This is a genomic window from Calothrix sp. FACHB-168 (genome assembly GCF_963889195.1).
Taxonomy (GTDB): domain Bacteria; phylum Cyanobacteriota; class Cyanobacteriia; order Cyanobacteriales; family Nostocaceae; genus Aulosira; species Aulosira anomala_A.
Genome location: NZ_CAWPNJ010000095.1, coordinates 1 through 14,188 on the forward strand (window position 1 = coordinate 1; position 14,188 = coordinate 14,188).

A 14,188-nucleotide genomic window follows, 5' to 3' on the forward strand; every position below is an offset into this window, starting at 1 on the left:
CAACTACTAGTGATGTTAATTACTTGCTGAAGAGCGAATTTTTCCAACTACAGCAACATATCTTGCTGCCTACCTCCGCCCTAAGCTATTTTTCAAGCTAGAAGGATCAAGTCAGAAGGGGATTCAAACCTAAGTCATCAAGTAAAAATAAGTAGTGCGAGCATCTTGCTCGCGCGGGCAAGATGCCCGCACTACAAATATTAAATTGTTCAACTTATTTTTACACGACTCCTAACCGTAACATTGGCTACTTTTACTATTTTTTCATCTGTGCAAAGCGAACAGAAAAGATTTGGCCAAGTTTGATACATATTTATGAAGAATAGTTACAAGCCTCGTAACGTTAGGAAACATTTCTTATGGAAATTTCACGTGAGAATCAACCACCCCATCAAGTTGTGATTATTGGTGGTGGTTTTGGTGGTTTACATGCAGCAAAAGCGCTTGCTAAAGCACCTGTAAATGTGACGCTGATTGATAAACGCAACTTTCATTTATTTCAACCCCTGTTATATCAAGTAGCCACAGGTAATTTATCACCAGCAGATATTTCCTCACCCTTGCGATCGGTATTGAGTAAAAGCCAAAATACTCAAGTATTGCTAGGATCTGTAAATGATATCGATCCCCAAGGACAGAAAGTCATCCTAGAGAATGAAGCCATACCTTACGATACGTTGATTGTAGCTACAGGCGCTAAACATTCCTACTTTGGTAAAGACGACTGGGAAGAATTTGCACCGGGGTTAAAAACTGTAGAAGATGCAATCGCCATGCGTAGCCGCATTTTTACAGCCTTTGAAGCCGCAGAAAGAGAAACCGACGCCGAGAAACGGCGTGCTTGGTTAACCTTTGTGATTGTTGGTGGTGGCCCTACCGGGGTAGAATTAGCAGGTGCGATCGCAGAATTAGCATATCAAACCCTCAAAGCAGATTTTCGCAACATCGACACATCAGAAACCAGAATTCTCCTCTTAGAAGGTTTAGATCGCATCCTCCCACCTTTTGCCCCCGAATTATCACAAACAGCAGAAAAATCTCTCAAAGAATTAGGCGTTTTGGTGCAAACAAAAACCTTAGTAACCAATATTGAAAATGATATTGTTACTATTAAACAAGGAGATAGCGTCAGAGAAATTGCCGCTAAAACAATCTTATGGGCAGCAGGCGTTAAAGCCTCGCCAATGGGTAAAGTTTTAGCAGAACGCACAGGTGTAGAATTAGATCGTGCAGGTAGAGTAATTGTTGAACCAGACTTAAGTATTAAAGGACATAGTAATATTTTTGTAATTGGTGACTTAGCTAACTTCTCTCATCAAGACGGCAAACCTTTACCCGGTGTTGCACCAGTCGCCAAGCAAGAAGGAGAATATGTAGCCAACCTGATTGCAGAGAAATTACAAGGCAATACCCTGTCACCATTTAACTATACAAATCATGGCAGTTTAGCTATTATCGGACAGAATTTAGCGGTTGTAGATTTAGGCTTTATGAAGCTAAAAGGCTTCTTTGCTTGGATATTTTGGTTATTCGTACATGCATACTTTTTAATTGAATTTGACAACAAATTAAAAGTAATAATTCAGTGGGTATGGAACTATATAACCCATAATCGCAGCGCCAGATTAATCACAGTATACGAATCACCAACCAAACTTGAAGATAGTCCGAGTTATTATTCATCTACTAGCAGTAAACAACCAGTCAAAGTTTAGTTATTTCTCTGGGCGGTAAAACTCCGCCCAGCACAAATCAAAATTGCAAAATCATTTCCTCACAAATAACAATTGTACAGACGCGATTCATCGCGTCTCTATTAACTAAACAGGCAAATTCACAATAAAAGTCGTACCAATTCCCTGCTTACTAGCAAAAGATATCTCTCCACCATGTAACTCTACATAATGTTTAACAATTGCTAGTCCTAAACCATTACCGGGGATATTACCGACATTACTACCTCTTTGAAATGAAGTAAATAAATTTTCTTGATCCGCCGCAGGAATACCAATACCTTCATCCTGGATACGAAAAATTATTTCTCCCGGAACATAAAAAATTTCAAACTTGACTGTACCCCCTTGCGGTGAATATTTCACAGCATTAGTCAATAAGTTAGTCAATATATGGCGTAGCATTTTTTCATCCACGCTGATTAATTGGGGATTTTGGGAAGTTATGGGATTATTTGTAATGCTGTAACTACCTATAGCTTTAAAGATAATATTGTGGTTACTACTAGCACCAAGTTGAATATCTGTTACCAAATTTTGGCAAAATGTTTCTAAATCTATTGGCTGAGGCTTAAACTGATTTTTATCTATTTCTGCTTTACCAATTAACAAAACATCATTTAACAAATTTTCCAGATGCTGTACAGATTTTTGAATATGATTGAGATATTCCTCTTTTTTATCTGCATTTAATTGATGAGAATGATCTGTCAGTAATTCCGCACAAACAGAAATACTATTTAAAGGATTACGAAATTCATGACTGAGCATCGAAAAAAATTGACTTTTACTTTTTTGGCGTTCTTTCTCTTGTTCTAAAGCTTCCCGCATCACAACTTCTTTTTGATGCTTGTTCAAAGCAATTTCAATAGTAGTAATTAATTGATTTTCTTCAAAAGGTTTCAGTATATAGCCAAATGGCTGTGTAGTTTTTGCCTTTTGTAAATTACTTTGATCGGAGTAAGCGGTTAAATAAATCACTGGTATATTAAACCGATTATTAATTTCCGCAGCAGCTTCTATACCACTCATCTTACCTTTCAACATCACATCCATCAACACCAAATCCGGTGCAAATTCTTCTGCTTTGGCTATTGCTTGTTCTCCATAAGCTGCAATTCCAGGAACGATATAACCTGCTTGTTGTAAGCAAGATTTAATATCAGCAGCAATAATGATTTCATTTTCAACAACCAGGATTTTTTCTTTCATATTGTTATCTGCTCCTAGTTTTGTTCGCTGAAGGTTATACTAAATTTAGCGCCAGAAGAATTATCAAGATTTATTTTCCCTTCTAATTGATCTACCAGACTCCAAACTAATTGCAAGCCGAGAGATTCTTGTTTATATATTTCTACATCTTTAGATAAACCTACGCCATTATCGTTGACGATTAACGAGTAATTATTTTGTGAGGTTTCGATTAATTCTATACATATAGAACCTTGTTGAGTATTGACAAAAGCATATTTTATGGAATTGGATACCAATTCATTAATAATTAATCCACAATAAATTGCAGTATCAATTTTTAAAGAAATTTTCTGAATATTCATTTGGATATGAATTTTTGTATTAATTCCATAAGAACGTAAGAGATTATTAACTATACTTTGGATGTAATCAGAAACTTCAATTTTTGTTAAATCATTAGCTTGATATAATATTTCGTGAATTATCGCCATAGCTCGCACTCGATTATGACTATCTTGAAACACTTCTAAAGCTTGTTCATCATTAATATATCTAGTTTGCAACCTTAATAAGCTAGAGATAATTTGTAAATTATTTTTCACTCGATGGTGAATTTCTTTTAATAATATTTCTTTTTCTTTAAGGGAGATTTTAAGTTGATTTTCTGCTTGGATATGAGCGCTAATATCAGTATTAGAACCAGCAATAAAACTTTCTTTGTTTTGGAGATTGCACAGAATTATCCCCCGACTTAAAAACCAAATATAGCTACCATCTTTTTTGAGCATCCGATGTTCAATTTCGTATTTAGATGTGACTCCTTCTAAATAAGCTGTGACAGCATTTTTTACTAATTCAACATCATCAGGATGGACAAATTTTAACCAGTGATCGTAATATTTAGGTGTTTCTTGCTCTGTATAGCCAAGCATAGCTTGTAAATTAGGATCTATATAAATTTTATTGGTTTGAATATTCCATTCCCATATCCCAACTTTTCCTGCTGTAATCGCGCGAATATATCTATCTTCACTAACTCGCAGTGCTTGTTCTACACGTTGACGTTCGCTGATTTCTTGTACTAAGCGGTGATTAGTATTTTTTAATTCTTTAGTTCTTTCCTCAACACGAATTTCTAATTCTATTTTGGCTGTTTGCAATGCTTCTTGAGCTTGCTTGCGTTCAGATATATTGCGGATAATGGCGATAATCTGGTGGCGTACTGATGGTAATAACCTGGCTTCAAAAGTTTGATTTATATCCTCTTTAACTAATTCATATTCAATATCTACCAGAGCGTTTTTATGTTGAACAGTTAAAAGAGCTTCGATAAATTTACAACCAATCTTTTCTGGCAATATATCTTGAATTCTTTTTCCTAAAGAATCTGTTGTTAATAAATAAAAATCGCTAATATTTTTTGTGTAATGACTCAGAATTGTGCCATCATAATCGAGGCGAAGATATAAATCGGGAAAAGCTTGAAAAATTTCTTGGAGTTCAGATGTTGTTTGTAAAAGTTGTGCTTCAGTCGTGATGCGATCGCAGATTTTTTGCTGTAATCTTTTATTAAGATTTAATAATTCCGCATTGGCTTGTATAATGCGCTTTTCCGAATCTTCTTCAGCTTTTTTAAAGCTCATTTCTAATGCACAACGCTGGGCAATTTCTAATTGTAAACTTTCCTGGAGTTTGGCTACTTCTGTTTGTAAACCAACAGCTAGGCTTTCTGGTGTAATAATTCCTAACAATTGTCCTTGCTCGTTGACAATTGGTAATTGACGGATGGCAGATTGATGCATTAAAAATAGTGTTTTATTAGCATCAAAATCTCGTTCTAAAGTAATGACAGGCTCCTGCATAACTTCAACAGCTTTAACTGTAGCTAAATTAATTCCCGAATTAATTAACCGGATAATATCCACAATTGTTAACATGCCTAACAATTGCGATTTATCTACTATATATATGCAATCGATAGGCAATTTAGATTGATAATTTTGGGGATTTATTTTCGTAATTTCTACAGTTTTTAATGTAGGTGCTGTTTTACCTGCAACCATTCTTACTTGACGGCGATCGCTTTGAAATTTCTGGGAAGTAACAAGCGCTCCACTATCTATATATACATATACCCCTACTTGCCCCATGCAAATCATAATGTCTTGTAATGAAGTGTGAGGAGCAAAAGTCAAAACATGGCTTTGAATGGCATAGTCTAAGACGCGCATAATGGCAACTTCTAAATTACATATTGATAACTAGAACCAATGATCTAGTGAATTTTTTAAGCATGGAGAAATTGTAAAAATCTTATTAACTAGATTCTTTGTAGAAGAATTATTGAGATATGTTGCTACTTCAAGATTGTCAGTAATCTCAGCAATCAGTTTTCAAATCAATTAAGCAGGCGAAAAGATTTTGACTGCTACAATTCTCATGGCAGTATTAGATATATAGCAATCTGAATTAATTTTGGAAAAAAATCTCAGTTTTTATAGCATTTGTAGGCATTACCAACCGCAACCCTGATAGGTAAATCATCGCCCTACTTCAGTATGATTTCATAACCCAACTAGTCATCCTACTAATTTATTAGCCATAAAGATACTGTGGTTATGTAGATTTATGTGCTGTAATCCAACAGACTTAAAAGATGCTTGATGACCATAATTGATAACATTGCTACCCTGATTCAATAAAGATGCATTTTATCGTCACTTAGAGTTTATATTTGCCAAATTTAACAAAATATAAATTCTTTGATGACACTATCCTGTAGTCAGCTTAAGTCATAATTAATATTATCGCTTCAGGATTTTTACTTAGAAAATCCGAATAGTATGAGAGTAAATTTAATAACTTCACTCGATCTAGTGACAATATTTACGTATAGCAACAAAGATTGTGGTTGCATTTGTCAGGGTTTTTTGTTAAGAGAACTGAGTGCCCTGATGTCAAATTACTCAGCAATTTTTTCGGTAACTTAACCAGTAAATTAGAAATAAGGCGTAAAAAATAAACTGATGAATGCGATCGCATCTTATCTAGCATCTATCGTTAATGAAGAAAATGCTGTCTATCCTTGGGAAAATCTCGAACCCAAGCTTAAAGAATCTATCCAAAAAGCAATGGCTGTGGGTAAAACTCCCAGTTGTCTTGTCTACCCCCGTACCCAAGAACAACTAGCCGCCATTGTTGCACAAGCGGATCGACAAAATTGGCGTATCCTTCCCTGTGGTAGTACTAGTAAACTCAGCTGGGGCGGTTTAGCACAAAACATTGATGTGGTAGTAAGTACAGAACGCATCAATCGGCTAATTGAACACGCCGTAGGTGATTTAACGGTGACAGTAGAAGCGGGGATGAAGTTTTCCCATCTTCAAGAAATTTTAGCTAAATCTCGCCAATTTCTCGCCCTCGATCCCACCGCACCAGATTCTGCCACAATTGGCGGTATCGTCGCTACTGCGAATACAGGTTCTCTGAGACAGCGTTATGGTAGTGTCAGAGATCAGTTGTTAGGGATTAGCTTTGTCCGTGCTGATGGTGAAATTGCCAAAGCTGGGGGAAGAGTGGTGAAAAATGTCGCCGGTTATGACTTGATGAAATTATTTACCGGTTCTTACGGCTCATTGGGAATTATCACCCAAGTTACATTTCGAGTTTATCCCCAACAAGAAGCATCGGCAACAGTGGTATTAACTGGCGCAGCTGAAATGATATCTCAAGCGGCGGAGACTTTGCGCGGTTCGGCGTTAACACCCACCCAAGCTGATTTATTATCGACAAAGTTGGTATCTAACCTTGGTTTAGGTACAGGATTAGGATTAATCGCCCGGTTTCAAAGTATTAGCGAGAGTGTCAACGAACAAGCCAACCGTTTGTGGGAAGTTGGGCAACAATTAGGATTAAAAGGGATAATATATCCAGCTGAAGATGAAGCTAATCTATGGCAGAGATTGCCAGAACAAATGCATTCTGTTGCCACATCTTTGCCGATTACTTGCAAAATAGGAGTATTACCAAGCGCGGCTTGTGAGATTTTAACTCAAGTCGAAGTAGGAATAATTCACCTTAGTAGCGGCTTGGGTTTATTGTGTTTAAATCAACAAAAGCAAGTTTTAAAATTGCGAGAAATATGTCAAGTAAACAATGGTTTTTTGTCGATTTTAGAAGCACCATCAACAGTAAAAGAAAAATTAGATGTGTGGGGATATAAAGGTAATGCTTTAGGATTAATGCGCAAGATTAAATCACAATTTGATAGCAAAAATATTTTCAGCCCCGGTCGATTTGTGGGAGGGATTTGAACAATTCAAAATTCAAAATTCGTCTTGGAAAGTTTGCTCAACGGGGGGAACCCCCGCACGCAACTTTCCGCAAAATTCAAAATTAAGAATTCTATTTGACTTTGTCCCAATGACGCCAGTTGCTACAACGGGGGGGGAACCCCCGCAACGCACTAGCTCCCCAATGCCCAATGCCCAATACTTCGACTTCGCTCAGTACAAGTGCCCCATGCCCCATGCCCAATGAATAATATGCAAATTTCCGAAAATTCTGTTAATAACACAGCAAGTTTGAAAAATCTACAGGGGTTTGATCCTAATCATCCACCAGAACCAAAGTTAATTGATAGTTGCGTACATTGTGGATTTTGTCTCTCTACTTGTCCGAGTTATCGGGTATTAGGTAAAGAGATGGATTCTCCTAGAGGGCGTATCTATTTAATGGACGCAATTAATGAGGGAGAAATTGCCCTGAATACGGCAACTGTAGAACATTTTGATTCTTGTTTGGGTTGTTTGGCTTGCGTGACAACTTGCCCTTCTGGCGTACAATATGACAAGTTAATTTCGGCTACTCGTCACCAAGTAGAACGCAATTATACCCGCAGTTTACCAGATACTTTGGTGCGGAAATTGATATTTTCTCTATTTCCCAATCCCGATATTTTGAGAATATTACTTGTGCCTTTAATGGCTTATCAAAAGTTGGGTTTATCTAAATTAGTGCGCGCTACCGGTGTACTCAAAAATATCTCGCCCCGGTTGGCAGCTATGGAATCAATTCTGCCAGAAATTACGCTGAAAACTTTTCAAAATAATTTACCGACGGTGATTCCTGCTAAAGGTGAGAAGCGTTATCGAGTAGGGGTGATTTTGGGATGCGTACAACGGCTATTTTTCTCGTCTGTGAATGAAGCAACGGTGCGGGTATTGACGGCGAATGGTTGTGAAGTTGTCATTCCTCAATCTCAAGGTTGTTGTGCGGCGCTTCCCGAACATCAGGGACAAACCGAACAGGCGAAGGCTTTAGCCAGACAAATGATTGATAGTTTCGCTAAGACTGATGTCGATTTCGTAATTATCAATGCGGCTGGTTGTGGGCATACTTTGAAAGAATACGGTCATATTTTAGCTGATGACCCAGAATATCGGGAAAAAGCGCAGCAATTTGCAGCTAAGGTGAAAGATGCCCAAGAGTTTTTAGCAACGGTGGGGTTAACGGCGAAACTGTTACCCATTACCGATAAACCTGTGAATTTGGTTTATCAAGATGCTTGTCATTTGTTACACGGACAAAAAATTAGCGTCCAACCGCGTCAGTTATTGCGCCAAATTCCTGGGGTGAAGTTAAAAGAACCTTTGGATGCAGCTTTATGTTGTGGCAGTGCGGGTGTTTATAATATGTTGCAACCAGAAGTTGCTGAAGAATTGGGACAGCAAAAGGTTCAGAATTTGCTGAATACTGGTGCGGAGTTGATTGCTTCGGCTAATCCTGGCTGTACGTTGCAGATTACTAAGCATTTGCATTTGCAAGGTAAGGATATTGCGGTGATTCACCCAATGGAGTTGTTAGATTATTCGATTCGCGGTGAGAAGTTGGCAATTTAAATATTTTAGAAGGCATGGCAGTGCCCATAGGTGTCAACTTAAGTTCTCTCACTTACCCGACGTACCGCCCGCAGGCTGTAAGCCTGGGGCTAACGTTACAAAGCCCACCTGCGTGGGCTAAATTTTCTTAGCCCACGCAGGTAAGCTCATGTTCAATTAGCCGCACCCTTCGAGGGTGACGGCGGTTGATTGGGTAAGCGAGGGGTTGGGGGTGAGGGCAAAAACCTTGCTACAAAGCGAGTTTCACGTTAAGTTGACACCAATAGGCAGTGCCATGCCCCTACAATTTGTCCCATTCTTTTGGCAAATTGGTATAACTTGAGGTTGATGATTACACGGCAATTTCTTTTAAAGCGTGCAATACTCGTTCAACTTCTTCCATTGTGTTGTAGTGGGTGAATCCCAGCCGCACTAAGCCGCCGGTAGCTTCTACGCCGAGTTTTTCAGTCAGAGCGATCGCATAAAAATGACCATACCATGCAAATATACCGCGATCGCATAATGCTTTGGCAACTGCTTCCGGTGTTTGTCCCGCTAATCGAAAACCTACTGTAGGAGTGCGGGAAGTAAAGCGTTCTGGGTTGGTAATTCCATATAACTCTAAACCGGGAATCCCTAGCAATCCGGGAATTAATTTGTAACTTAATTCTCTTTCATATTGTTGAATTGCTGACATCGCCGCCACTAAAGCAGCGCGACGGCTATGATAAGCCGATGTAATAGCGGTTGCAGATTGTTCTGGCGTAGTGAGAAAGCTGGGACAGTGGAATTTTTCGATACCTTCTTTATCGGCTTCGATTAAAGCGGAAATTAATTCGCTATCAATGGAAGGTGAAACATGACAGCCAAGCTTTGTTAAATAGTTAATCGCCGCAACTAATCCCGCCAAGGCTTCAAAGTTTAATGTTCCTGTTTCCCAACGCGATGGTACTTCATCGGGCGCTGGTCTAACTTTATACGGAGTGAAGCGCGCCAAATGTTCGCGCTTGCCATATAAAATCCCTAGATGGGGGCCAAAGAACTTGTACGCCGAACAAGCGAGGAAATCACAACCTAAAGCATGGACGTTAATTGGTGCGTGAGGTACGTAATGAACGGCATCAACAAATACTAAAGCCCCTACCGCATGGGCGAGGCGAACCACGGCGGCGATATCGTTGATTGTCCCCACTGCATTGGAAGCAAAGCCAACAGCGACTAACTTTGTCCGGGGATTAATCAACCGTTCCAATTCAGCCATATCTAAGGTGCAATCTTCGTTATGAAAATCTACCACCTTGACAATTACACCCTTTTCTTCTAAAGCATACCAAGAAGAAACATTGGCGTAATGGTCAAGCCGCGTCACAATAATTTCATCACCTGCTTGCAGTTCTCTCCCAATAGCGCGGCTAATGCTAAAGGTGAGGGTGGTCATATTAGCACCAAATACTATTTCATCACTATGGCATCCTAGCAAATCGGCACTAGCCGCCCGCGCTGCGTTAATTAATGCATCTGTGCGGACGCTGGTAGGGAAAACCCCGTGAGAATTGGCGTTTGACCTCACTAAATAATCGCTGATAGCATCAAGCACCGCACCGGGTACTTGAGTCCCACCGGGGCCATCACAAAAAACTACAGGTTCACCGTTGATAGTTTGCGTGAGGGCGGGAAATTGGGCGCGTATCCATTTTAGGTCTAGGGCTTGCATACAAATCTCCTGGGGTGATTTTTGAGTTGCTTCGCGCGCCATGTCAGTTGTGATTGATTATTGTTTTGCAAGGTTGGTAAGTTCGTAGTCAGGAATAAACTCCTCAATACGAAGCGCGCAAAGTTTCATGAATAAAGTAATATTGATGCTGCCCAAGCTAACACAAAAATATTGTTTCTACCCTTGGGTTACGGGTATCGCCACACTTTTTAAAATATTCATTGGCCCTTGCTGCTTGAGGAGTTGCATTTGTTCTTGATTGCGCACTAGTAACGCACCTGCAAATCCTAAAGAATTAACAGAAATGCCTTGGTATTCTTCTTGCGATCGCGCTACGATTAACATCCATTCTCTTGTCGCTAATAAATTATAAGCCCCAGATTGCATGTTATCGTCGATGGCGATAATACCTACAGCTTGGAGTAAGTCGCGATACAGTTCTAGGGTGGTTGTGGCTGAGTAACTGGGGTCTAGGGTAGCAAAAGCATGTTTAAATGGTAAACCTGGTAAAGTAGCAATTAAATTCTCAAATTTCGCTGCTTTAAATAAAGGCTCAATCGGTACGCTTACACCCGCAGTTGTTAACGGTAACGGAACCATCTGCAAATGTTTGTGTCGTTGACTTGCACCTGCAACCTGACCGCCGTTATAAAACACTAAACCGTCATATTCTGCCAAACAAGCCCACATCGCCGCAAAATCTTCGTGGGTGAGCAAGCTTTCTTGTTCTGCAAAAGCGCGAGTAATAATTAATAAATGATGGTCAACAACATTAAACTTATTTAAAATGCAGACATGAGTATCAGAAATATTCGCCACAAATAAATCTTCATCATAGGGTAAAAAAGGATTAAAATCTTTACCAGTTGCGGCAGATTGTTGAGTTTGTTTCTTCTTAGCTGCATCCTTACGCACAAGATTAGATAAAATCCTCACCAAAAATTTCACCCCATCTTGTTCAACAAACTCAAACTCCGTCGGTATCGACAGCAATGCACCGCAATTTAAAGCATATTCAGTCCGTTCTTTAACACTTTGCCATAAAGTACTAGGTTGAAATAATATTTTTTCTTCTGTCATTGTTGAAATTACAATACCTCGAATTATTTACATTATTAATGGTGTGTTGCGCTGCACGACAACACACCCTACATTGAAGTTTTTTAATTTCACAGTCAACATTCAAAATTTTACGGTGCTAACCAAGAAAAAGGAGCAACAGGAATATTTCTCAGTACCCAATAAACCAGAATAATTTTCAAAATTAGCCAAATCCAGTTAGGCTTGATGAAAACCTGGGGAACTTGTACACCCAAAATTACAGGCGCACTGTAAGATACATAAGAATAAATCAAGTATGGCATTGCTACCATCATTAAAGGATTCAACTCAAAAGCTTTGAGTATATGTCCGTGCAGTAATTGATGCAAGGCTCGTAATGTACCACAACCAGGACAATATAACCCAGTTAAAGCCCGAAATGGACTGGGGGGATAAATTGCAGAACTGCTGGGATTCAAAAAGTATAAAATAATTGCAGCTATAACGAGAACTCCTGTAAGAGTTATCACTTTCAAAGTTTTTATAGGCAAAGTAGATGAGCGATGTGAAATTATGTTCATTTGTTTTATTTAATAAATAAAGTTTTATCCTATTTGAGATGCCGAAGAAAGCACAATGATGAAGAGGATATATATTACGAAAAAAGCTAATGCTGAACCAAAAGATACCCAACACCAGGTTTTGGCGCTTTTGGAAGCTTGCATTGCACCTTCATAATCTCCCACTTGCAATTTGGTATTTACTTGTGCCGCATAAACAATGGCTACAATTCCAAATGGTAAACAACAGAAAAGTGTCACTAAAATTGCTTGCGGCAAATAATTTGGTACGTTCTGAGATTGCATGAAAATATCCTTGCAATGTCATTAATGAGACAGCTTGCATTTGTAGTAATTATGTCTATAAAAGATATCAGAATAATCTATGTGTCTCAAAAGCTGCTTCATAAAAATCAATACTAATAAGTAGGCCGATGCCATGAAAATACTGGCGATGGCTGTCATTAGTCATTTGTCAGTATTAAGGGTTGCAAGTCCCTGACAGCGCAGTCATTAGCCCAAAAATCCTCGCTGTTCTACGGCGATGGAGTATCAAGTGCTTAAATCAAATTTACCGCGTTAAAGCTGTCCAGAGTCAAAAGGAGCCGTACTTTAACACTGTCACATTTCTTTAGATGCAGTTCATAATCCTCAAGGCTAATGCTTCTAGTAGAAGAGACTCTGAGGGAGAAATGCATATACTGCAATTACCAAGCAATAGTTTGACAAGCTTCTAGTGACCTGCTAGAAGCTTTTTCTTCCCAAACTATAATTGTTGATGGGGTTGATTCTTTTGATTTTCGTCTTTTTTGACAGCAGGTACAGTTTTTAGGGCTGTCGCTTGTTCTTTGGCTTGGATTTCTAATAATTCTGAACTCGTTACAAATTTATAACCTTGAGCTTTCAGACCAGCAATAATTTGTGGTAAAGCTTTCACAGTGCGAGAACGGTTACCACCGCCATCATGTAGTAGCACAATTGCGCCCGGTTTGGCGGTTCTCAATACATTGTTGACCATTCCGGCTACCGATGGTGTATGACGGTCAGCATCACCGCAAAGACTTGACCACATCATAACTGCGTAATGCTGATTTTTGGCATAATCGGCTAATCCATTATTGAGGTAGCCTCCAGGTGGACGAAATAAAGCAGTTTTTACGCCTGTGGTTTTATAGATAACATCTGCTGTGCTGTCAATTTCACTAGATGCTGTTGCTAGATCCATGCGACGATACCAATGATGCCAAGTATGGTTACCTAATTCGTGACCATCAGCTACAACTTGTTTAGCAATTTGGGGATAAGCTTGTACCATTGCCCCAATGACAAAAAATGTAGCTTTGACTTGATTTTTCTTTAAAATGTCTAATACTTGTGCAGTGTTTTTGGGGCTAGGGCCATCATCAAATGTCAAAGCAATGAATTTCTGATTTGGTTTGAGCTGGGCGTGATAAATAGCTTTTCCCTGTAATGATTTGGGTACTTCTACTATTAAGTTTTTAGCTAGTGGTAAAGTCTTTGCCGATTGGGTAGTTTTATGAGTTGATTTTTTAATGCCTGCTTCATGGTTTAAGCCACTCTTAAATATGCCTAGAGCTAAACCACTAGTAGCCAAAAAGACTATAGTTATTACTTGTATAAATTGTGAGAACCTGTGGGCAGTCACCTTAACACTCCTTACAATAAAATTCAGAAGCAATAGGGAATGCACTACAGGTTAGCTAAGACGCACAAGGCCAAAACTTGATAATTGGCTGGCGCAAAAGTTACGTCTGGTTTTCCCCTTTTGCAATCTGGAACTGTTGAATCATAACTTATATTTTTGTTCCTTTTTAACAGTTGAGATCGGGTTAGCTGGAAACTAGGGGTAAGGTAGTCTCGATGAAAAAATTTTCATCGTCATGCATGAAAGAGAAGGAGGAAAAGGAGGGCAAGGGAGACAATGGAGAAATAAACCTTTCAAGTCAGTCAATCACGGGAAAATCCCACAACCAAGCATGAAAGTATGATATTTTCCCAAATGGTACTCCAAAACGAGGTTGTGGTTCACTAGTGCAACATTAGCCT

The 14,188-nt window shown here is 39.0% G+C and carries 10 protein-coding genes; 3 read left to right on the plus strand and 7 right to left on the minus strand.

The features are described 5' to 3' along the window. Positions 1-359: 359 nt before the first annotated feature. Positions 360-1,715, plus strand: coding sequence for an NAD(P)/FAD-dependent oxidoreductase (locus AACW45_RS37015; protein ID WP_190638116.1), 1,356 nt, complete (start codon positions 360-362; stop codon positions 1,713-1,715). A gap of 105 nt (positions 1,716-1,820) precedes the next feature. On the opposite strand, the gene AACW45_RS37020 is transcribed toward AACW45_RS37015, so the two are convergent. Continuing rightward, positions 1,821-2,945, minus strand: coding sequence for a hybrid sensor histidine kinase/response regulator (locus AACW45_RS37020; protein ID WP_190638119.1), 1,125 nt, complete (start codon positions 2,943-2,945; stop codon positions 1,821-1,823). Between the two features lie 14 nt (positions 2,946-2,959). Then, the gene (locus AACW45_RS37025) at positions 2,960-5,158 is read right to left on the minus strand and encodes a histidine kinase dimerization/phosphoacceptor domain -containing protein (protein ID WP_190638122.1); all 2,199 of its coding nucleotides are present in this window, start codon (positions 5,156-5,158) and stop codon (positions 2,960-2,962) included. Positions 5,159-5,953: 795 nt separating this feature from the next. Between AACW45_RS37025 and AACW45_RS37030 the strand changes: the two genes are divergently transcribed. Both AACW45_RS37030 and AACW45_RS37035 read left to right on the plus strand, forming a co-directional pair. Beyond that, positions 5,954-7,240, plus strand: coding sequence for an FAD-binding oxidoreductase (locus AACW45_RS37030; RefSeq protein ID WP_190638124.1), 1,287 nt, complete (start codon positions 5,954-5,956; stop codon positions 7,238-7,240). Between the two features lie 231 nt (positions 7,241-7,471). Beyond that, positions 7,472-8,827, plus strand: coding sequence for a (Fe-S)-binding protein (locus AACW45_RS37035; protein WP_190638137.1), 1,356 nt, complete (start codon positions 7,472-7,474; stop codon positions 8,825-8,827). Positions 8,828-9,158: 331 nt separating this feature from the next. On the opposite strand, the gene AACW45_RS37040 is transcribed toward AACW45_RS37035, so the two are convergent. The 5 genes from AACW45_RS37040 to AACW45_RS37060 all read right to left on the minus strand — a co-directional run bounded on the left by AACW45_RS37040 (position 9,159) and on the right by AACW45_RS37060 (position 13,787). Then, complete coding sequence (locus AACW45_RS37040; RefSeq protein WP_190638140.1) at positions 9,159-10,520, minus strand: cysteine desulfurase-like protein; 1,362 nt, start codon at positions 10,518-10,520, stop codon at positions 9,159-9,161. A 177-nt stretch (positions 10,521-10,697) separates the two neighbouring features. Continuing rightward, positions 10,698-11,600, minus strand: coding sequence for an ATP adenylyltransferase family protein (locus AACW45_RS37045; RefSeq protein ID WP_190638127.1), 903 nt, complete (start codon positions 11,598-11,600; stop codon positions 10,698-10,700). Between the two features lie 110 nt (positions 11,601-11,710). Beyond that, positions 11,711-12,142, minus strand: coding sequence for a DUF2752 domain-containing protein (locus AACW45_RS37050; protein ID WP_190638130.1), 432 nt, complete (start codon positions 12,140-12,142; stop codon positions 11,711-11,713). Positions 12,143-12,166: 24 nt separating this feature from the next. Continuing rightward, the gene (locus tag AACW45_RS37055; RefSeq protein WP_190638132.1) at positions 12,167-12,427 is read right to left on the minus strand and encodes a CD225/dispanin family protein; all 261 of its coding nucleotides are present in this window, start codon (positions 12,425-12,427) and stop codon (positions 12,167-12,169) included. 460 nt (positions 12,428-12,887) lie between these two features. After that, positions 12,888-13,787, minus strand: a complete 900-nt coding sequence (locus AACW45_RS37060) for a polysaccharide deacetylase family protein (protein WP_190638135.1) — start codon at positions 13,785-13,787, stop codon at positions 12,888-12,890. Between the last annotated feature and the right edge of the window lie 401 nt (positions 13,788-14,188).